The sequence below is a fragment of the Curtobacterium sp. MCPF17_003 genome (genome assembly GCF_003224385.1).
GTDB lineage: Bacteria > Actinomycetota > Actinomycetes > Actinomycetales > Microbacteriaceae > Curtobacterium > Curtobacterium flaccumfaciens.
This window is the reverse complement of record NZ_QKLC01000013.1, coordinates 74,347-95,095: the sequence shown is the minus strand read 5'-3', so window position 1 is coordinate 95,095 and position 20,749 is coordinate 74,347. Positions and strand designations below refer to the sequence as shown.

18 protein-coding genes and 1 other RNA gene are annotated in these 20,749 nt (G+C 72.6%); 5 read left to right on the top strand and 14 right to left on the bottom strand.

The features are described from left to right. Positions 1-34: 34 nt before the first annotated feature. Both glnA and DEJ30_RS13555 read right to left on the bottom strand, forming a co-directional pair. Positions 35-1,372, bottom strand: a complete 1,338-nt coding sequence (gene glnA, locus DEJ30_RS13560; protein ID WP_027465449.1) for a type I glutamate--ammonia ligase — start codon at positions 1,370-1,372, stop codon at positions 35-37. A gap of 149 nt (positions 1,373-1,521) precedes the next feature. Beyond that, positions 1,522-1,701 (bottom strand): SPOR domain-containing protein, encoded by a 180-nt coding sequence (locus tag DEJ30_RS13555; RefSeq protein WP_027465448.1) that lies wholly within the window; start codon positions 1,699-1,701, stop codon positions 1,522-1,524. Positions 1,702-1,958: 257 nt separating this feature from the next. Here DEJ30_RS13555 and map point away from each other — a divergent pair, with 257 nt between their 5' ends. The 3 genes from map to rnpB all read left to right on the top strand — a co-directional run bounded on the left by map (position 1,959) and on the right by rnpB (position 4,203). Beyond that, positions 1,959-2,822: a type I methionyl aminopeptidase gene (gene map, locus DEJ30_RS13550; RefSeq protein ID WP_071403965.1), complete on the top strand. Its 864-nt coding sequence runs from the start codon at positions 1,959-1,961 to the stop codon at positions 2,820-2,822. A 41-nt stretch (positions 2,823-2,863) separates the two neighbouring features. After that, on the top strand, positions 2,864-3,613 hold the full coding sequence (ppgK, locus tag DEJ30_RS13545; RefSeq protein ID WP_027465446.1) for a polyphosphate--glucose phosphotransferase: 750 nt from the start codon (positions 2,864-2,866) through the stop codon (positions 3,611-3,613). Positions 3,614-3,842: 229 nt separating this feature from the next. Beyond that, positions 3,843-4,203, top strand: an RNA gene (rnpB, locus tag DEJ30_RS13540) — RNase P RNA component class A. 403 nt (positions 4,204-4,606) lie between these two features. Here the strand turns inward: rnpB and DEJ30_RS13535 are convergent. The 10 genes from DEJ30_RS13535 to DEJ30_RS13490 form a co-directional block, all read right to left on the bottom strand. Next, positions 4,607-5,341, bottom strand: coding sequence for a zinc ribbon domain-containing protein (locus DEJ30_RS13535; RefSeq protein ID WP_110862241.1), 735 nt, complete (start codon positions 5,339-5,341; stop codon positions 4,607-4,609). A 2-nt stretch (positions 5,342-5,343) separates the two neighbouring features. Next, a complete protein-coding gene (locus DEJ30_RS13530) occupies positions 5,344-6,189 on the bottom strand; it encodes a Nif3-like dinuclear metal center hexameric protein (protein ID WP_110862239.1) in 846 nt (281 codons plus the stop codon). 164 nt (positions 6,190-6,353) lie between these two features. Further along, a complete protein-coding gene (locus tag DEJ30_RS13525) occupies positions 6,354-7,517 on the bottom strand; it encodes a hypothetical protein (protein ID WP_110862237.1) in 1,164 nt (387 codons plus the stop codon). Positions 7,518-7,624: 107 nt separating this feature from the next. Beyond that, the gene (locus tag DEJ30_RS13520; RefSeq protein WP_110862235.1) at positions 7,625-8,230 is read right to left on the bottom strand and encodes an alpha/beta hydrolase; all 606 of its coding nucleotides are present in this window, start codon (positions 8,228-8,230) and stop codon (positions 7,625-7,627) included. Between the two features lie 49 nt (positions 8,231-8,279). Next, positions 8,280-9,263, bottom strand: a complete 984-nt coding sequence (locus DEJ30_RS13515) for an AraC family transcriptional regulator (RefSeq protein WP_181420142.1) — start codon at positions 9,261-9,263, stop codon at positions 8,280-8,282. Positions 9,264-9,393: 130 nt separating this feature from the next. Continuing rightward, a complete protein-coding gene (locus tag DEJ30_RS13510; protein WP_110862231.1) occupies positions 9,394-9,807 on the bottom strand; it encodes an ATP-binding protein in 414 nt (137 codons plus the stop codon). Further along, on the bottom strand, positions 9,807-10,142 hold the full coding sequence (locus DEJ30_RS13505) for an STAS domain-containing protein (RefSeq protein WP_017886068.1): 336 nt from the start codon (positions 10,140-10,142) through the stop codon (positions 9,807-9,809). The genes DEJ30_RS13510 and DEJ30_RS13505 overlap by 1 nt, the downstream gene beginning before the upstream one ends. Before the next feature lie 187 nt (positions 10,143-10,329). After that, a complete protein-coding gene (locus tag DEJ30_RS13500; protein ID WP_258369948.1) occupies positions 10,330-11,538 on the bottom strand; it encodes a multidrug effflux MFS transporter in 1,209 nt (402 codons plus the stop codon). A 761-nt stretch (positions 11,539-12,299) separates the two neighbouring features. Then, a complete protein-coding gene (locus DEJ30_RS13495; RefSeq protein ID WP_110862227.1) occupies positions 12,300-14,957 on the bottom strand; it encodes a phosphoenolpyruvate carboxylase in 2,658 nt (885 codons plus the stop codon). A gap of 152 nt (positions 14,958-15,109) precedes the next feature. Beyond that, positions 15,110-15,802, bottom strand: a complete 693-nt coding sequence (locus tag DEJ30_RS13490; RefSeq protein WP_110862225.1) for a heme oxygenase (biliverdin-producing) — start codon at positions 15,800-15,802, stop codon at positions 15,110-15,112. Positions 15,803-15,886: 84 nt separating this feature from the next. On the opposite strand from DEJ30_RS13490, the gene DEJ30_RS13485 reads away from it, so the two are divergent. Beyond that, positions 15,887-16,732, top strand: a complete 846-nt coding sequence (locus tag DEJ30_RS13485) for a siderophore-interacting protein (protein WP_110862222.1) — start codon at positions 15,887-15,889, stop codon at positions 16,730-16,732. 470 nt (positions 16,733-17,202) lie between these two features. Then, entirely contained in the window at positions 17,203-17,769 is a 567-nt protein-coding gene (locus DEJ30_RS13480; protein ID WP_110862220.1) for a GIY-YIG nuclease family protein, read from the top strand. A 28-nt stretch (positions 17,770-17,797) separates the two neighbouring features. On the opposite strand, the gene DEJ30_RS18555 is transcribed toward DEJ30_RS13480, so the two are convergent. Then, positions 17,798-18,661, bottom strand: a complete 864-nt coding sequence (locus DEJ30_RS18555; protein ID WP_258369947.1) for a GMC oxidoreductase — start codon at positions 18,659-18,661, stop codon at positions 17,798-17,800. A gap of 687 nt (positions 18,662-19,348) precedes the next feature. Beyond that, the gene (locus tag DEJ30_RS13470; RefSeq protein ID WP_181420141.1) at positions 19,349-20,743 is read right to left on the bottom strand and encodes an alpha/beta fold hydrolase; all 1,395 of its coding nucleotides are present in this window, start codon (positions 20,741-20,743) and stop codon (positions 19,349-19,351) included. Positions 20,744-20,749 lie beyond the last annotated feature (6 nt).

The following is a 20,749-nucleotide window of genomic DNA, read 5'->3' as shown; positions in this document are numbered from 1 at the left end:
GGAACGTGCTCCCGAGGGGTCAGGGCGCTCGGCTCTAGAGCGCGCCGAGGTTGGTGTCGAGCTCGAACGGGGTGACCTGGTCGCGGTAGCGCTTCCACTCCTGCCGCTTGTTGAGCAGCACGAAGTTGAACACCTGCTCGCCGAGGGTCTCGGCCACCAGCTCGGAGTCCTCCATCAGGCTCAGGGCGTGGTCGAGGCTCGCGGGCAACTGGCTGTAGCCCAGGGCCCGGCGCTCCGAGTCGCTGAGGCTCCAGACGTTGTCCTCGGCCTCGGCGGGGAGCTCGTACTCTTCCTCGATGCCCTTGAGGCCGGCGGCGAGCAGCAGCGAGTACGCCAGGTACGGGTTCGCCGCCGAGTCGATGCCGCGGTACTCGATGCGCGAGGACTGGCCCTTGTTCGGCTTGTAGAGCGGCACGCGCACCAGGGCCGAGCGGTTGTTGTGGCCCCAGGTCACGAAGGACGGGGCCTCGTCGCCGCCCCAGAGCCGCTTGTACGAGTTCACGAACTGGTTCGTCACGGCGGTGATCTCGGGCGCGTGCTTGAGCACCCCGGCGATGAAGTGCTTGGCCGTCTGCGACAGCTGGTACTGGCCACCGGCCTCGTAGAAGGCGTTCTGGTCGCCCTCGAACAGCGAGACGTGGGTGTGCATGCCGGAACCGGGCTGGCCCGAGATCGGCTTCGGCATGAACGTCGCGTAGACGCCCTGCTCGATCGCCACTTCCTTCACCACGGTGCGGAAGGTCATGATGTTGTCCGCCATCGTCAGTGCGTCGGCGTAGCGGAGGTCGATCTCGTTCTGTCCGGGGCCGGCCTCGTGGTGCGAGAACTCGACCGAGATGCCGAGGTCCTCGAGCATCCGGACCGACCGGCGACGGAAGTCGTGCGCGCTGCCGCCGGGCACGTTGTCGAAGTAGCCGGCCTGGTCGACGGGCTGCGGGCCGCCGTCCTTCCACTCGCGGCTCTTCAGCAGGTAGAACTCGATCTCGGGGTGCGTGTAGAACGTGAAGCCGCGGTCGCTCGCCCGCGCCAGGGTGCGCTTCAGCACGTTGCGGGGGTCGGCCACGGCGGGCTGCCCGTCCGGCGTCGTGATGTCGCAGAACATCCGAGCGGTCGGGTCGATCTCGCCCCGCCACGGCAGGATCTGGAAGGTCGAGGGGTCCGGGTGCGCCAGGACGTCGGCCTCGTACGAACGGGTGAGGCCCTCGATTGCGGAGCCGTCGAACCCGATGCCCTCGGCGAACGCGCCCTCGACCTCGGCCGGGGCGATCGCCACCGACTTCAGCGTCCCGATGACGTCCGTGAACCAGAGTCGGATGAACTTGATGCCGCGCTCCTCGATGGTGCGGAGCACGAAGTCCGTCTGCTTGTCCATGCACGACCTTTCCGTGTATCGGGTGGCCGCTGGCGGGCCTCGTCCCAGGCTAGTGGTCCGGCGGTGTGCGCGGGGCCGTGCGACGCGCCGTCACCGGGGCGTCGCACGGGGCGCCGTCGGGGTGCCGGCCGCGGTGCCGGCCGCGGTGCTCAGCGGTCCTCGGCATCCCACTTCTCGTTGTTCGCGGCGATGCGGTCGAGCGCGTGCTGCGCCTCCTCTCGCGTCGCGAACGGGCCGATCCGGTCGCGCTGCGGGGACTGCGGGCCCTGCTCGACCTGGCCGGTCTTGTCGTTGAACCACCACTGGGACTCGATGCGGTCTTCGCTCATGCGGCCCACCGTACCCACGTCGCGGTGCCGGCGGACCGCCGGCGCGGTGGCTCCACGCCGAGACTCGGCTCTCCGGACGTCTTCCGGGTCGCGCGTTCCGGGATCTGTCCGCCGGTCCGAGACTCGGCTCGCCCTGGAGGCCCGGCGCCGGTCCGGCGGACCGGCACCGGGCCTCCAGGCAGTCACGCTCGCCCCGTCGGGCCGCACCCGGGGGGCGGTTGCGTTCGGCGCGTCGCGCCGCGGCTAGAGTGGTCCGCATGCCCCGGGACGAACACGGACACCTGACCGCCGGCCGCATCTCCCCGCACCGCGCCGTCCCGAAGGACATCGAGCGTCCGGAGTACGTCGGGAAGGTCGAGCCCCACGAGCACGGTCTCGGTGACACCTACACACCGGACGAGGTCGAGCGCATCCGCGTCGCCGGACGCATCGCGTCGCAGGCCATCGACGCCGTCGGCGAAGCGATCCGCCCCGGCGTGACCACCGACGAGCTGGATCGCATCGGGCACGAGTTCGTCGTGGCCCACGGCGCCTACCCCTCCACGCTCGGCTACCGCGGCTACCCGAAGTCGCTCTGCTCGAGCCTCAACGAGGTCATCTGCCACGGCATCCCCGACGACACCGTCCTGCAGGAGGGCGACCTCGTCAACATCGACATCACCGCCTACAAGGACGGCATGCACGGCGACACGAACCGCACGTTCGTCGTCGGACAGGCCGCGCCCGAGGTGTCGGACCTGGTGACACGGACCGAAGAAGCACTGCGTCGCGGCATCAAGGCCGTCGCCCCGGGCCGGCAGGTCAACGTGATCGGTCGTGCCATCGAGGCGTACGCGAAGCGCTTCGGCTACGGCGTCGTCCGCGACTACACCGGTCACGGCGTCGGTCGGGCGTTCCACTCCGGCCTGATCATCCCCCACTACGACGCACCGCAGTACGACACGGTGATCGAACCCGGCATGGTGTTCACCATCGAACCCATGCTCACGCTCGGCGGCATCGAAGCCGACATCTGGTCCGACGACTGGACCGTCTCGACCCGCGACAAGTCGTGGACCGCGCAGTTCGAGCACACCCTCGTCGTCACCGAGCGCGGCGCGGAGCTCCTCACCGTCTCCTGACCGGACACCTCCGGCAGGCAACCGAAAGGCACGACAACCTCATGACCTCCCTCGCAGTCGGCGTCGACATCGGTGGTACGGGCATCAAGGGCGCGATCGTCGACGTCGCGTCCGGCGCCCTCACCACGGACCGCATCAAGAAGGCCACGCCCGAGGGCGGGAAGCCCCAGGACATCACGGCGGTGGTCAAGGAGATCATCGGCGAGCTCGCCCCCGGTGACGACGTGCCCGTCGGCGTCTGCTTCCCGGCCATCGTGCGGGACGGCAAGACGATGTCCGCCGCGAACGTGTCGAAGAAGTGGATCGGCTTCGAGGCCGAGGCGCTGTTCGAGAAGGAGCTCGGCCGCTCCATCCACTTCGTCAACGACGCCGACGCCGCCGGGTTCGCCGAGCAGCAGTTCGGTGCGGCCAAGGGCAAGGACGGCCTGGTCATCGTGACGACGCTCGGCACCGGCATCGGCACCGCGCTCATCAACGACGGCGTGCTCATCGTCAACTCGGAGCTCGGGCACCTGGAGATCGAGGGGCACGACGCCGAGTCGCGCGCCTCGTTCGCCGCCAAGGAGCGCGACGACCTGTCGTGGAAGCACTGGGCGAAGCGCCTGCAGAAGTACTACTCGACGCTCGAGGCCCTGCTCTCCCCCGAGCTCTTCGTCGTCGGCGGCGGGGTCTCGAAGCAGTACGAGGAGTTCCTCCCGCTGCTCGACCTGCAGGCCGACATCATCCCCGCGACGCTCCGCAACAACGCCGGCATCATCGGCGCCGCGACCCTGGCGGCGCGCAGCGTCTAGTCCGGGTCGGATCGGCGTCCCTGGTCGCGGGCGTGCCTGGTCGCGGGCGTGCCTGGTCGCGGGGGTCCCTGGTCGAATCGGGCGTCCCTGGTCGCGGGCGTGCCTGGTCGAATCGGGCGTACCTGGTCGGAACTTCCGACCAGGTACGCCCGTTCTCATCAGGTAGCAGTGTGGGTGGGGCGCCCCTCGCATCGGGCATCGCGGAGCCGGGTAGACTCGCTCCAGCGAATGGGTCGGTGAGACGGTCGCGTCGCTCCCCCGGGAGCGCCGAGGAACGTCCGGGCTCCACAGAGCAGGGCGGTGGGTAACACCCACCCGGAGCAATCCGCGAGACAGTGCCACAGAAAGCAGACCGCCGGCGGAGACGTCGGTAAGGGTGAAACGGTGGTGTAAGAGACCACCAGGGGTCCGGGTGACCGGATCCGCTCGGTAAACCTCGCCCGGAGCAAGGTCAGACAGAGGACGTTGAGGCTGCTCGCCGAGTCCTCGGGTAGACCGCTGGAGGCCGACGGCAACGTCGGTCCGAGAGAGATGGCCGTCACCGCCGTGCAAGCGGCGGGACAGAACCCGGCGTACGGCCGGCCCATTCGCCCCCCTTCTCCGTGCTGCGTTGGCCCGCGCGGGCGGCGCGCGCGGTCACGACTCCCCGCTCAGGTTCGCCGAGCGGTCACCAACTGTCGGCCGGCACGGCCGCAGCCGACAGTTCGTGACCGGCCGACGGCACCCACGCGACGCGTTGCGACCAGCCCACGACGGACAGGAGGCGCGGTGCCAGCCGCCACGGGCCTCCCGTCGGACGGCGCGCGCGGTCACGACTCCCCGCTCAGGTTCGCCGAGCGGTCACCAACTGTCGGCCGGCACGGCCGCAGCCGACAGTTCGTGACCTCTCGGCGTGACGCGCGCGACGCGCGCGACGCGTTGCGACCAGCCCACCACGGACAGGAGGCGCGGTGCCAGCCGGCACCGCGCCTCCGGCCCGGACGTCGCTCGCGACTACAGCCCGGACTCGGCCGTCCGCACCAGGATCGCCTCGCTGTCGGGGCACAGCACCACGTCGTCGGGCGCAGCCCGGCGGATGGTCTGCAGGTCGGAGTTGTTGAGCGCCACGCCCGAGGCCGTCGACACGCCGCCCTGCAGCAGCGAGGCACCGAAGCCGTAGCGCGCACGCTGCCGGTCGTACAGGGCGAGCAGCTCGGCCGGCACCTTGGCGGCGACGTCGGCACGGGCCTGCTCGGCGGACTCGCGGTCGGCCGTGAGCCGGGCGATCTCCGCGTCGCGCTCGGCGACCAGGCCACCGCGGGCGGCCTCGACGTCAGCGAGCTTGGCCTCGACGTCACCGACCCGGGCGCGGAGCCCGTCGAGGTTCTCCATGATCTCGAGCTCGGCGGTCTCGAGGCCGCCGATGCGCCGCTGCAGCGAGTCGAGCTCGCTCTGCAGTCCGGCGGCGTCCTTCGCGTTCGCGACGTTCTGCAGCATCGTGGTGTCGCGTTCGACACGGGCCTGTGCCACGGCGGTGTCGGACTCCAGGCGGGCGAGGTCGCGCTCGGCGTCCTCGACCTCGCCGGTGGCGGCGACGAGTTCGCTCCGGAGCGCCGCGGCCTGCTTGCTCAGCTCGGTCAGCTGGTCGCCCTTCTGCAACGACGTGATGCGGTGGGCGATGCGGGTGACGTCGTTGTCGAGACGCTGGACGTCGAGGAGGATGACCTGGTCCTCGGGTGCTGCCTTCATGGTCAGGCTCCTTCTGTGGGGGTGGTGGGTTCGGCGGCCGGCAGGACGGCGAAGTCCCACGGGTCGGTGCGGAGTTCGCTCACGGTGACGCGGACCCCGGCCCGGGTGCGCAGCTGCTCCGCGGCGACGTCGAGCCAGAGCCACTCGGTGGCCCAGTGCGAGGTGTCGATGAGCGCCGGCCCGCCGTCGAGCAGCGCCTGTTCGCGGAACTCCGAGGCCGGGTGGTGCCGCAGGTCGCTCGTGATGTAGACGTCGGCGTCGAGCACGGCGGGGTGGCCGAGCAGCGAGTCGCCGGCACCTGCGCACAGCGCCACGGTGCGGACGGGCTGGTCGAAGTCACCGGAGACGCGGACGCCGGTCGCGGTGGGCGGCAGCAGGTCGACGAGCTTCCGGGCGAGGGCGCCGAGGGTCGTCCCCTCGGGCAGCACCCCGACTCGGCCGATGCCCGTGTCGGGGTCGGCTCCGGCGTCGAGCGGGCATTGCTCGGTCAGCCCGAGGCGGTCGGCGAGGACGGCCGAGGTGCCGGTCGTCACGACGTCGGCGTTGGTGTGCGCCGCGAGCAGGGCGCTGCCGCCACGCACGAGGGTCGCGAGGACACTGCCCTTGTAGGTCGACTCGGCGATCGTCGTCACCCCGCGGAGCAGCAGCGGGTGGTGCGTGAGCAGGAGCTCGGCGCCGAGTTCGACGGCTTCACGGGCGGTGGCCGGGACCGCGTCGACGGCGAGGTGCACGTGCTCGACGGTGGCGTCCGGGTCACCCGCGACGAGCCCGACGGAGTCCCACGACTCGGCACCGGCGGCGGGCCACAGGTCCTCGATCACGGCCTGGAGTTCGCGGAGCGTCGGCATCCCGTCAGTGTACCGAGGCGACCGCCCCGCACGGGGCAGCCGGCCCGTGTGGGGTGATCCGGGCCTCCAGGCAGTACGACCGGAAGCAGTGCGACCCGGAGCGATGCGACCGAAGGCCATGCGACCGAAGGCGGTGCACCCGACGGCGCCGTGGCCGCAAGCCGTCAGCGACGACCGAGCAGGCCGAGCAGCCGGTCGACGAGTCGCGACCACCAGCCGGCCGCGGCCGGCTCTGCCGCCGTGTCGGTGTCGGCTTCTGCCGCGTTCGCGACGGGGGCCGGGACGACGGGTGCGGCGACGGCGTCCGGCAGGACGACCGGCGTGCTGGCGGTGACGCCCTGGTGCGCGGTGAGCGCGGCGGCGAAGGCCGCGCGGTCGATGACCGTCGGCCCGGTGGCGGGCAGGACGAGCGGGGTCGGTCGTGTGGCCGCGGACACCGGGGACACGGCCGGGAGGCCCAGCACCGGCCGGACGGGTTCGTCGCGTTCCGGGGTGACGAGTTCCACCACCGGTGCGGCTTCCGGTGCGGGTGCCTGCTCTGCTGCGGGGACGCTCCGTGCTGCGCGGGTCGGCACCGGGGCCGGTCGGGTGACGAGCGTCACGGGCGCGGTCGCTGCGCGGCGGGCTGCGGCGCGGTCGCGGCGGTCCGCCTCGGCGGCGGCGTCGGTCAGCAGGTCGGCGAAGACGGTGTGGGCGAAGGCGCGGGCGGCCGTCACCTCGGGGTCGTCGGAGTCGGCGACGGTGGCCTCCCACGCGGCGAGGCGAGCGAGGTCCTCGTCACGGCGGCGGACCTCGTCCTCGAGCAGGACGATGCGCTCGATGCTGCTGCGGCCCGTGGACGAGGACATCTCGACGGCGAGGTCCTCGATGCGGAGGGCCAGACGCTCCGGCGGCTCCGGGAAGGACGGGGCGCAGACCGCGGCGTGCCGGGCGCGGTCGCGGCGGAACGCGGGGGCGGCGGGCGCCGACGGGGTCGTCTCGTCGGCCGGTGCCGGGGTGGCGACGTGCGCCGGTGCCAGGGTGGCGGCGTGCGCCGGGGCGGTCGTCGCGGTTGTCGCGTCGGCGGTCGGCGCTGCGGCCGTCGCTTCGTCGGCGGCCGGCGCTGCGGCCGTGTCTTCGTCGGCGGTCGGCGCTGCGGCCGTGGCTTCGTCGGCGGTCGAGGTGCTGATCGCGGCGTCTCCGGGGCGCTGCACGGGGCCGGTGACGGGCGGGACGACGAGGTCCGGCACGTACGGGGCACGGGTCGCCGGTGCGTCGCGGAGCCACTCCTCGAGCTCGCGGCCGAACGGGTCCACGAGCGGGGTGCGTGCGCCGGACTGGGTCTCCATGTCCGAAGGATAAATATCGCGCGGGACGAAACGTGGGACATCCGCGGTGTGTCGCTGTACCGCCTGCCATATCGGAGCGGAGTTGAGCGGCGTGTCGCGCGCCGTGCTCACCGGGGTGGGCGGAGGCCGTCCTCGAACGCCCGCAACAGTTCCCGTCCCGCGGACCAGGCACCGACTCCGCTGGCGACGTTCACGTGCCCGAGGGCACCGACACGGACGACGTCCGCGCCCATCGCGTCGGAGAACACGACGGCCCGGTCAGCGCTGCAGTACGGGTCGTCGTCGCTCAGGACGAGGCGCGTCGGGACCTGCTGGGCCGGGGGCACCGGCCGCGGTGCCACGAAGCCCGCAGCCTCGGCCGGGAACGCGTCGCCGAGCGGGTCGGGCGGGGCGACGAGGAAGGCGCCGGCGACGAGCGTGGGAGCGTCCACCGTGGTGACGAGCCAGTCGGCGACGGCCAGGACGCCGAGGCTGTGGGCGATGAGGACCGGGGGCTCCGCGCACGAGGCCACGGCCGTGGCGATCGCGGCGCGCCAGTCGTCGGGGTCCGGGTCGCTCCAGGAGGTGGGGGCGATGCGGACGGCGGCGCGGAGCTGGTGGTGGCGGTCGCGCTCGTCCTGCTGCTCCCCCTCCCGCTCCCAGACGGACTGCCAGTGGTCCGGCTCCGAGTTCCAGATGCCGGGGACGATCACCCACGGTCGCGGTCTGCTCACCCGGGCAGCGTAACGAACCGGCGAGGCGCGATCCGGAGTGTGACGTGCGTCAGGGCTGCGGGACCGCGCCCCGGGGCTGCTGCAGCGTGTCGCGCGGGTACTGCCCGAAGCGCGACGCGTACGCCGCCGAGAACCGGCCGAGGTGCGCGAAGCCCCAGCGCAGCGCCACGCTCGCCACCGTCAGGTCACCCGCCGACGCACGCCGGAGTTCCTCGTGCACGCGGTCCAGGCGGATCCCCCGCAGCAACGCGTTCGGCGCTGTGCCGACCTGCCGCTGGAACGCCTGCTGCAGCCCCCGGACGCTCAGGCCGACGTGCAGGGCGACGTCGGTCGTGGTCACGGGCGTGTGGGCGAAGGCGTGCATGAACTCCACGGCCTCGCGGACACGGCCCGTGGCGCCCTGCGGCAGCCCGACGTCGGGGGCGATGGACTCGTGCGGGAACGTGTCGAGGAACGCCAGCGCGGTCTCGCGCACGGTCTCGGCGAGGGCCAGCTCGGTGAGCGGTGCCGGGCCGAGCACGATCGCTGCGGCACGCTGCACCCGGGCGTTCCAGGCGCGGAGGTCCTCCGGCCGGGGCGCCGCGGTGTGGTCGAACACCAGGGGGCCGGGCCGGGTGCCGTGCACCTCGGCGGCGACGCCCTCCAGGTACGTGCGGTCGAACTGCACGAGGCTCTGGCGGATGTCCTGCAGGTCGAACGCGAAGGGGCGCCGTGTCGGGAACACGCGGGGCGTCCCCGGTGCGAAGTCGACCTCCTGGCGACCGACGTCGACGCGGCCACCGCCGTCGGAGGTCCACATCACGACGTACTCGTCGGGGACCTCGACCTCGCCCTGCATCCGCCCGTCGAACCGGGTGGAGCGGAACGTCATCATGTCATCGCCGACGACCTGGAACCGGTACGCGAACGGACGATCGGTCCGGGACGCCGAGAACCCCGTGCTCTCGTAGGCCTCTTCGTACAGTTGCACGGCCGCGTCGAGTCCGGCGCCGGACGTCTCGAACCGGATCCGGGGATCAGGCTCGACAGTCATCGCGCGAATCGTGACACGGTGTCCAGGATGCGCGGCAATCGGCGATCCGTCATTGCGGTTTACGGCCCACGGAGTGCGCTGGGTGGACGACCGGGGCGGATCCGTCGATGCGTGACGGCCGTGCTCCCGCTCAATGCCGGGAGCGCAGCACCGTCCAGCGGTTCCGGTCGGCGACGCGTTCGTACCGCAGATCGTCGACGACCATCCGGACGAGGGCGAGCCCGCGACCGCCTTCGGCGAAGTCGTCGGGCAGCACGGCGGCATCGGGATCCACCGTCGCCGCGACCCCGTCGTCGGAGAGCAGCGCCTGGAAGCGCTCGTCGCCGATCTCGAGCCGGAGTTCGCACGAGACGCCGTCCGCACGCGCGCCGTGCTCGATGACGTTCGAGGTGAGTTCGACGAGCGCGAGTTCGAGGGCCATCCGGTCCTCGGTCGCGACCGACGGCTCGTGCTGCCACACGCCCGCGAGGAAGTCGTGCACGGCGGACACGTCATCCGGGGGGCACGCCAGTGCGAGCATGTGCTCGGCGACGGGGGCGGTCATCACCAGTCGGTCACCGCGGCGTCCCCGTCGGGGTACGTCCGCAGGATCTTGTCGATGTTGGAGAGCTTGAGCACCATCTGGACCTGTTCCGACGGTGCCGCGATGCGGAGGTCGCCGCCGGCCTGCCGCGCGGTCTTCAGGCTGCCGACCAGGGCGCCGAGCCCGGAGGAGTCCATGAACTCGACCCCGGAGAGCTCGACCACGAGCCGCGAACGCCCGTTGCCGACGATCTGCGCGACGGTCTCGCGGAACGTGGGCGCGGAGACCATGTTGAGCCGGCCGCTGCACTCCAGGACGGCGGTGTCGGTCTCCGCCTCGTGTACGACGATGTCCATCTCGGTGGGTCTCCTCAGATCGGTGCGCCTTGCAACCAGCAACCTACCGGCTCAGACCCTCAGTTGTGGGACCGGTTTCGCCGCGTCGCCGTCAGTTGTGGGACCGGTTTCGCCGCGTCGCCCTCAGTTGTGGGACCGGTTTCGCCGCGTCGCCCTCAGTTGTGGGACCGGTTTCGCCGCGTCGCCCTCAGTTGTGGGACCGGTTTCGCCGCGTCGCCGTCACCTGGACCACCACGGCCGCGGCCATCAGCGCTGCCATCACCCCGCCCATGGCCAGCGCGGTGCCGCCGAGCGCGCCGGCGAGCGGGGTGCCGAGACCGCCGATGCCGAAGGTCAGCCCGCCCTGCAGGGCGGCCGCGGTGCCCGGGTGCGCCGCGCCGACGTGCTGGGTGCGGGTCATCGCCGCCGGCAGGACGAAGCCCCACGCGGCCGTCACGACCGCGAGGGCGCACCACACCGGCACGGGCCCGAGTCCGAGGAGCGCCGACACGAACACGGCCGTGGCCCCGACCGTCCCGACGACCAGGCCCAGGGTCAGCAAGGCGTCTTCGGTGAACCGTCCGACGAGCCGACCGAACAGCAGCGTCGTGACGATCATCATCGACGCGTTCGTGGCGAAGACCAGCGTGTACAGGCCCTCGGAGAACCCGAACTCCGACTGGAACACGAACGAGCTCGTCGCGATGTACGCGAAGAACCCCACCGTCGACAGCACCCCGCTCAGCACGTAGGCCCGGAACCGCGGGATTGCCAGGAGCTCGCGGATGCGCCGCCCGTTGGCCGCGAACCCGACGCCACCACGACGCTCCGGCGGCAGGGTCTCGCGGAACCGCAGCACCACGGCCACGAAGAACACGGCGCCGAGCACGGCCAGCACGACGAACATGAGCCGCCACGTGCCGACCGTCAGCACCGCTCCCCCGGCCAGCGGGGCCACCACGGGTCCGATCGCGTTGATGGCCGCGAGCGTGCCGAACACCTTCGCCATCCGGGTGCCGCTCGTCACGTCGGACACCATCGCCCGGCCCGCCACGGCGCCCGCGGCACCGGCGAGTCCCTGCGCAACGCGGGCCACCACCAGCGTCACGACGTCGGGGGCGAGCGCGCAGCCGACCGACGCGAGGGCGAACAGTGCGGTCCCGACGACGAGCATCGGCCGACGACCGATCCCGTCACTCACCGGTCCGACGAGGAGCTGGCCGACCGCGAAGGCCACGAGGAACGCCGTGAGCGACAGCTGCACCGCGCCGGGCGTGGTGCCGAGGTCGCGCGCGATGGCCGGGAGTGCGGGGATGTACATGTCCGTGGCGAACGGCGACACGCCGACGATGAGCGCCAGCGGCACGATCGGGGGCAGCACGGTCGTCGTCGGTCCCAGCCTGCGCTCCGTCGTCACCTCGGACACGCTACGCGTCCCCGAATCGATTCGACAGGCACTTCGTGAGCAGCACGGTCGGGTCGCGGTGCCGGAAGCGACCGTTGCTGCTCACGAAACGCGGCCTGCGACGTGCGCGCGGACGGACTGGAGGCCCGGTGCGGCCCCGCCACGGGCCTCCCGTGCGGCGCGCGAGCGGTCACGACACCCCGCTCACGTCCACCGAGTGGTCGCAACCGGTCGCTCGGCGACGGCGCAGCCGACGGTTCGTGACCACTCGGCCGGGGCCACCCGACGTGTCGTGACCACTCGGCGGAGCGGCGCGTGAGCGGTCACGACACCCCGCTCACGTTCGCCGAGTGGTCGCGTTCCGTCGCTCGGCGACGGCGCAGCCGACGGTTCGTGACCACTCGGCGGGGGCCACCCGACGTGTCGTGACCACTCGGCGGAGCGGCGGCGGGCGCCGCGTGAGTGGTCACGACACCCCGCTCACGTCCGCCGAGTGGTCGCGTTCCGTCGCTCGGCGACGGCGCAGCCGACGGGTCGTGACCACACGGCGGGTGCCACCCGACGTGCCGTGACCACTCGGCGGAGCGGCGGCGTGCGGCACGAGCGGTCACGACACCCCGCTCACGTCCGCCGAGTGGTCGCAACCGGTCGCTCGGCGACGGCGCAGCCGACGCTTCGTGACCACTCGGCGGCGCGACCCGGGACGTGCGCGCGGACGGACGGGAGGCCCGGTGCCAGCTGGCACCGGGCCTCCTGTCCATCGGTCGGGGGCGTCAGCCCGTGTTCTGCAGGCCGGCCGCGATCCCGTTGACGGTGAGCAGCAGGAGCCGGTGGTCGGCGTCCGTCGGGTCCGTGCTGCCGGACGTACGGATGGCGCGCAGCGCACGGAGCTGCAGGTGCGACAGGGCGTCGACGTACGGGCTGCGGAGGCGCACGGCGCGGGCGAGGACGGGTCGGTCCTCGAGCACGTCGCTGCCGCCGGAGACGCGGAGCACCCAGTCGCGGGTGCGGACCATCTCGTCGAGCACCTTCGCGGCGAGGTCGTCGCGGTCGGCGAGCTCGAGGTACCGGCGGGCGATGTGCTCGTCGGTCTTCGCGAGCGACATCTCGACGTTCTTGATCATCGCGGCGAAGAGCGGCCAATCGGCGTACGCGGCGCGGAGCACGTCGACGTCGCCGACGGCCTCGAGCGCGGAGCCGAGCCCGTACCAGCCGGCGAGGTTGATGCGCGCCTGCGTCCACGAGAACACCCACGGGATGGCGCGGAGGTCCTCCAGCGACTCCACCGACAGGCCACGACGGGCCGGGCGGGAGCCGAGGGGCAGCAGGCCGATCTCCTCCATCGGGGTGACCCGGGCGAACCACGGCGCGAAGCCGTCGGCCTTGACCAGGTCGTAGAAGGCGACGCGCGAGACGTCGTCGAGCTGCTGGGCGAGGTCGGCGAACCGGGCGGCCGCGGCGGCGGTGCGCGCCTCGTTCGACGGCGACGACGCGAACAGCGTCGCCGAGGCCATCTGCTCGAGGTGGCGGGCGGCGATGTCCTGGTCGCCGTACTGGGCGAAGATGACCTCACCCTGCTCGGTGAGCTTCAGGCGACCGTCGATCGACCCCGGCGGCTGCGCGAGGACCGCCTCGTTGGCGGGACCGCCACCGCGGCCGAGCGAACCGCCCCGGCCGTGGAACAGGGTCAGCTCGATGTCGTTGTCGCGGGCCCAGTCGGCGATGCGGGCCTGGGCGTCGTACAGCGCCAGGTTCGCGGACACCGGGCCGACGTCCTTCGACGAGTCCGAGTAGCCGAGCATGACCTCGAGCCGACGGCCGGTCGCGGCGAGGCGTCGCTGGAACGCCTCGGTGCGGACGGCCTCGTCGAGGATGTCGACGCTGGCGTGCAGGTCGGCGAAGGTCTCGAACAGCGGGATGACGTCGAGCACCGGCGCGGCCTCGGCGGATCCGAGCGCGGCGACCGCGAGTTCGTGCACGTTCGCCAGGTCCGCCGGGGACTGCGTGAAGGACACGATGTACCGGTTCGCCGCACGGACGCCGTAGCGGGACTGCAGCCCGGCGATCGTGCGGAACACGGCGAGGACCTCTTCGGTGGTCTCGCTCAGTTCGCCACCGGCGCGGATCTCGGCGAGGGCCGTTCGGTGCACCTGCGAGTGCTGCCGGACCTCGAGCTCGGCCAGGTGGAACCCGAAGGTCTCGACCTGCCAGACGAGGTTCTGCAGCTCGCCGTTCGCCGGGCGGATGGCACCGGCGGCGATGAGCGACGCCTGGATGGTGCGGAGGTCGGCCAGCAGCGCCTCGGGGCCGTCGTAGGCCAGCGGTGTGGTGCCGGTCCGGGTGGCGTCGATGCGCGCGGCGACGAACAGGAGCGCACGACGGTGGGTCTCGTTCGGTGCGCGGACGCCGATGCGCTCGGCGATGCCCGGGTCGAGGGACTCCTGCGCGGCGACGAGGGCGGTGAGGCCGGCGTCGGCGGGGGTGTCGCTCGCGTCGAGGGTCAGGGCGCTGCCGATGCGGGTGGTCGCGCGGGCGAGGCCGAGCAGGATGTGCTCCGCCGCGATCTCGGCGGCCTGGCGGGTGACGTCGGCCGTGACGTGCGGGTTGCCGTCGCGGTCGCCGCCGATCCAGGTGCCGAACCGCACGAACGCGGGCGCGATCACGGAAGCGCGGCCGGCGTCGTCGCCCTGCAGCCGGTCGTCGAGCAGGCGGTAGACCTGCGGGACGATCTCGAACAGGGTCTGGTCGAACACGCTCATCGCGGTGCGGACCTCGTCGAGCGGGGTCGGCCGGGTGGTGCGGAGCGGCGAGGTGCGCAGGAGGGTCGTGATCTCCTCGAGCAGGCGGCGCTCGTTCTCGGCGCGGGCCATCGCGTTGCGGGCACGGTCGCGCTCGTCGATGAGGTCCGTGATGCGGCGGACACCCGTGGTGACCGCGCGGCGGCGGGCCTCGGTCGGGTGGGCCGTCAGCACCGGGTGGAACCGCAGGGTGCGGAGGCGTTCGGCAGCCTCGGCCTCGCCGACCTCGGCGACGAGCTCGGCGTAGGTGGCGGGGAACGAGTCGCCGGCCACGCCGCCGTCGTCACCACGCTGCCGGAGGACCCGCACGCGGTGGTGTTCCTCGGCCAGGTTTGTGAGGTGGAAGTAGGTGGTGAACGCCTGTGCCACGGCCTCGGCGCGTTCGGCCGACATGCCAGAGACGATCGCCTGGGCACGCGCTGCGCCCTCGGCGTGGTCGCCTTCGTAGGCGTCGATCACGGCGGCGCGCAACGACTCCACGTCGTGGAGCAGTTCGTCGCCCCCGTTCTCCCGCAGCACCCGGCCGAGGAGGTTGCCGAGGTACCGCACGTCGGCGCGCAGGTCACTGTCGACCGCACCGCTGACGTCGTCCCGCGCGCGCTCGTGGCGTGCAGATCCGTCGATCGCCGTCATGGAGTCCTTTCCGGGTCGTCCGGGAGGCTGGTCCCGGGTCCCAGCAGCGTATCGGCACCCGGGGGCGCATGACGTCGACCGTCCGGACGGACGCGAGGCCGGGGCCGGGGGCCGGGGCCGAGGGGCTCTGCGCGGGGACCGCCGCTGTGCGGTCAGGCCGTGACGGCGGCGACCGACGTGTCGCCCGGCTCCTGACGGAACGGAGCACGGCGGGCGTCGAGGCCGGCGAGCAGCCCACGGTTCAGCTCGTAGGCGAGCTCGACCTCGGCGATCACCCGCTCCTGCTCCTCGGCCGTCCAGGGCGCGGCGTCGAGCTGGGCCCGGTAGGTGTGCTCGAAGTCGCTCGGGTCGGCGACCTGGTCGAAGATGTAGAAGAGGACGCCGTTCGTGTCGAACCCGAACCGCTCGGCCAGCACCTGCCCGATCACGTGCCCGCCGGACACGTCGCCGAGGTACCGCGTGTAGTGGTGTGCCACGAAGCCGCCGGGCCACTCAGCCGCGACCTCGTTGAGGCGTCGCACGTACGCGGTCGTCGCGGGCAGCGGGCACACCAGTTCGGACCAGTCCGGGCCGATCAGGTACTCGAGGTCGGCGCGGATCGCCGGCATCCGGGTGAGCTGCGCGGTGACGAACGGCGCCGCCACGGGGTGGTCGGCCATGCGTTCCGCCGCCCGCTCGAGCGCGTCGTACACGAAGGCGTACTGTCCGAGCAGGTCCGCGTAGTCGGCGACGTCGCAGTCGCCGCCGAGCAGGTCCTGCATGAAGCCGCTCGTGGCCGAGGCACCGTGCGAGCGCCGCGTGCGACGCCGCAGCAGCTCGGAGAACGGGATGACGGTCGAGTCCATGAGGTAAGGCTAACCTTAGTGCCGCGCGCGTCAAGCAGGGATCACCCAGGTGGCGCCGAACCCGCGAGAGGAAGCTCCCCCACGATGAGCTCGAAACCCAAACGCCCCCAGCACGTCTTCGTCGTCGACCGCACCGAACGGCTCTCGCCCCACATGGTGCGCGTGCACCTGGGCGGCTCGGCCTTCGAGGACTTCGTCGCCCAGGCCGACCCCGACCGGCTCGGCTCGACCGACAAGTACGTCAAGCTCCTGCTCGCGAAGCCGTCGCTCGGACTCGTGCCGCCGTACGACCTCGAGGCCCTGCGCGAGACCCTGCCGAAGCACGACCGCCCCGCCCGCCGCACCTACACGGTGCGTGCGGCCGACCACACCACGCGGACCATCGCGATCGACTTCGTCGTGCACGGCGAGGAGGGCCTCGCCGGTCCCTGGGCAGCGTCTGCGCAGCCCGGCGATCGACTCGCCCTGTCCGGGCCCGGTGGTGGCTACGCGCCGACCCCTGACCCGGCGGTCACGCACGTGCTGCTCGGCGACGACAGCGCCCTGCCCGCGATCGGCGCCGCACTCGAGTCGATGCCCGGCTCCGCCGTCGGCGTCGCCCTGGTCGAGGTGGCCGGGCCCGCCGACGAGCAGGACATCCGGCACCCGGCCGGGGTCGACCTGCGGTGGCTGCACCGGGACGCCACCGGCGCCCAGCCGGGCACGCTCCTGCTGGAGACGGCCCGCGGGCTGCCGCGTGCCTCCAGGCCGGTCCAGGTCTTCGCGCACGGCGAGCGGACCGCGATGAAGGCGATCCGTCGGCTGCTGCAGGACGACTGGGGGCTGGAGAAGCGCGAGATGTCGTTGTCGGCGTACTGGGCGCTCGGTCGCGGTGAGGACGAGTTCCAGGAGGAGAAGCGCGAGCCCGTCGGGGTGATCTTCACCGACTGACGGCGGCCTGCGTGCCCGTTCCTTCCCAGAGCGGGTGCGATGGCTGGTGGGAACGGGCGTACCTGGTCGGAAGAACGGACCAGGTACGCCCGATCTTGGCCGGTACGCCCGGTTCGACCAGGTACGCCCGGTTCCCGCAGGTACGCCCGCTCTTTCCCAGAGCGGGCGCGATGGCAGGTAGGAACGGGCATACCTGATCGGAAGAGCGGATTAGGTACGCCCGATTCGACCAGATACGCCCGATCCGACCAGGTACGCCCGGTTCCCGCAGGTACGCCCGCTCTTTCCCAGAACGGGTGCGATGGCTGGTAGGAACGGGCATACCTGGTGGGAAGAACGGACCAGGTACGCCCGATTCGACCAGGTACGCCCGATTTGACCAGGTACGACCGATTCGACCCGGTACGCCCAGCGCGCGCAGCGGCCGGGAGGCCCGGGGCACGTCGGTGGGTCGGGCTAGCGTTCGGCGCATGGTCACCTCGTCGTGCTGCGTGCCGGGTTGCGCGGGCGTGCTCGCGGACGGGCTCGCGGGCGTCCCCCTGTGCGGCGCGCACGTCGCGTTCGTCGCCGACCTCGCCGCCGAACACTCCGGCATCGAGGACACCCTGCCCGGACCGTGCCCGGCGTGCGGTTCGCGGATCGGGGTGCGGTTCCCCTCGGGTGCGGTGTGCGCCCGGTGCGAGTGGCGCTGGGGTGACGTGCCGGACGGCGACCTCGCTCCCCCTCGGGTCGACGTCGTCTACTACCTGCGGATGCGCGACGACTTCGGCGACCGCATCAAGATCGGCACGACGATGAACCCTCGGCAGCGGCTCGCGGCGATCCCGCACCAGGACCTGCTGGCGTTCGAGCGCGGTGACCGGACCCTCGAACGCCGCCGGCACGCAGCCTTCGCCGCCAGCCGGTACCCGGGCACCGAGTGGTTCCGGGTGACGCCGGAACTCCTGGCCCACGTGGACGCCGTCGCCGCCGGGGTCGACGACCCGTGGGACCTGCACGCACGGTGGACGAGCGAGGCGCTCGCGCTGCGGGGCTGACGCGCGACCAGGCCGTCGGGGCACCTGCTCAGGCGGCCTGCAGCATGCGGTCGGCGGTGCGGAGCGAGAGCGCCATGATCGTCAGCGCCGGGTTCGCGATGACCGCGCTCGGGAACACCGAGTTGTCGGCGATCCACAGGTTCGGGACGTCCCACGAGCGGCCGTCCCGGTCGACGACGGAGGTCTCGCGGTCCGTGCCCATCCGCGCGGTGCCGATGGTGTGCGCCGTGCGTTCGAGCACCCGGACGTCCTGCCCACCGGCAGCCTCGACGATGGTCGTCATCGTGCGGACCGCGTGACGACGGATCGCTTCCTCGTTCGAGCCCGGGGTGAACGAGACCCGGGCACGCGGGACACCGTGCTCGTCGAGTTCGTCGGTCAGCTCGAGGCGGTTGTCGTCGTACGGCAGGCACTCGGCGTTGATGCCGACGCCGGCCGAGAACGGGTAGTCCTGCAGCGCCCGGACGAGCTCGGTGCCGCGGAGTCCGCCACCCCGGACCAGCGAGGTCGCGAAGGTCTGTGGCTGCACGCCCAGGCTCTGGATGAGGTAGCCGCCCGCGAAGTCGGCGTCCGCCGGTCGGACGAAGTCCTCGGTGATGATCGACGACGGGTACCCGCGGTACGAGCGCATCGACTCGTCGAAGCGCGCCCACACCTGGGTGGCTCCGTGCGCGGTGAAGTTCCGGCCGACCTGTCCGCTGCCGTTCGCGACACCGGTGTGCAGCAGCAGCCGCGGCGTCTCGACACCGCCCGCGGCGAGGACGAGGGTCCGGCAGCGCTGGCGGTGCTCGCGCCCGTCGGCGGTGTACAGGACCGCCTCGACCCGTCCCGCCGCGTCGAGCTCGATGCCGTGCACGAAGGACTCCGGACGGATCTCGGCACCGAACGCCACGGCGGCGGGCAGGTAGGTAGGTCGTGTCCATCGACACCTTCGAGCCGTTGCGGCAGCCCTGGTGGCACGAGCCGCAGGACACGCAGGCCTGACGCAGCCCGTGGTGCTCCTGGTGCCGGTCCTCGGTGGTCAGGCCGACGGGGGCGTCGGTCGCGGTGATCCCGGCGGCCGCGGTGCCGCGCATCATCATGTCCGACGAGGCGTTCCGGGCCGGCGGGCGCATCCGGTAACGGCGGGACGGGTCCCACGGGTAGTGCTCAGGGCCGGCGACGCCGACGTCGTGCTCGACCTGCTCGATCCAGCCGGTGAGTTCGGCGTGGCTGATCGGCCAGTCCTGCCCCGCGCCGCTCTCGGTCCGCAGCCGCAGGTCGTGCTCGCTCGGCCGCGGGGTGAACGCGCCCCAGTGCAGCGTAGAACCGCCGACGCCCGTGCCGCTGTTGTTCGGGCCGAAGGCCGTGGGGGTCCCACCGCCGCTCAGCCGCTCGTCCATCCAGTTGATGTCACCGGGGGCGGCGACCTCGTCCGGCACGTGGTCGCCCGGCTCGGTGTTGCGACCGGCCTCGAGCGCGACGACCGTCAGGCCACGGCGGGCCAGCGATGCGAGGAGCGGCGCTCCCCCGGCCCCGGTGCCGACCACCACCACGTCGATGACGTCGTCCGTGCCGTACGTGCGTTGTCCGTCGAGTCTCATCGTGCAGCTCCGGTCGTCGGTGCGGTGTCCATCGTGCCGGCGGTGCCGGCGGTACCGGGGCCGGCGGGGGCCTCGGGTTCCCAGGCCTCGCGCTCGCCCGCCGCGAGCAGCTGGAAGCCCTGCTTGCGGACGCCGTCGCCGCCGTTCGCGTAGCCGTCGAAGTCGATGGCGGCCAGGGTGGCGGGGTGTGCGAGCCAGTGCTTCACGAGGTCGACGCTGGCGTCCTCGAACCACGCGCGCAGCTGCTCGGCGTCGAGATCGCCGTCGGCGCGGTACCGCCCGGCAGCCACGGACTCGAGGGCCTGGTCGAGCACGCCGTCGCGGGCGGGTGCGGCGAGCACGTCGAGCGCGGCACGGTAGGCCTCGGCGTCCACCGGCAGGCCGTCCGGCCGCCAGCCGTCGCCGAGCCCGGCGGCCAGCTGCGCGTCGACCCGCAGTGCCAGGTCGACCTGGTCGGTGCCGGGCTGCGGGACGACGATCCGCGCGACCGCACGCAGGGTGTCCAACTGCGTCGGCATCAGGGCGTGGGGTGCGGCCGCCGGGTCGTCGGGCAGTGCCCGCTGGGCCAGCAGACCTCGGGTCCGGGCGCTGACCCGCGGTGAGGCGATCACGCGGGCGTGCTCCACGGGGACGACCGGCGACCCCGTGACACGGCGCTGCCAGAAGTCGCGGATGCGCTCGGCCACGGCCTCGGGCTGTTCCCAGGGCAGCAGGTGGGCTGCGCCGTCGACGACGTGGAGCTCGCTGTTCGGCCAGTGCGGCAGGGTCAGGCGGCGCTGGGCGTCGGCATCGAGGTCGCCGTCCTCGGCGCCGGCGAGCACCAGGGCGGGCACCGGGTTCGGTGCGGCGTCCGACCAGTCCTCGCGGCTGCCGCGGGACAGCCAGTCCGTCCAGGCTGCCGGGTCGGTCAGCTCGACGTCCTGCACCGCCGCGCTGTGCCGCGAGGGCGCCAGGGGTGCCGCGGTGTTGGCGGCGACGAACTCCTCGGCGTCCTCGGCGCCGATCGGGCCACCCGCAGCCCATGACAGCATCGTCCAGCGGCGGTCGTCGTCCATCGGCTCGGGAGCGAGCGGGGACGCGGCGAGGAGCACCACGGCTCGCAGCCCGAACAGGCCGTTCGCGCCGGAGATCGTGCGGTCGGCCACCACCGTGGCGACCTTGCCGCCCATCGAGTGCCCGAGGAGCATCCACTCCGTCGAGCCGCTCGCCCCGATCGCGCGCTCCACCAGGACGGCCATCTCCTCGACGGTGGTGCCGGACGACGCCGGGCTGCGACCGAAGCCGGGCAGGTCGATGCCGATCAGGTCGAGGTCGCCGACGAGTTCGGCGCGCAGCAGCGCGAACTCCTCGGAACTCGCGCCGAGGGCGTGGAGACAGAAGACGGTGGTCACCATGTA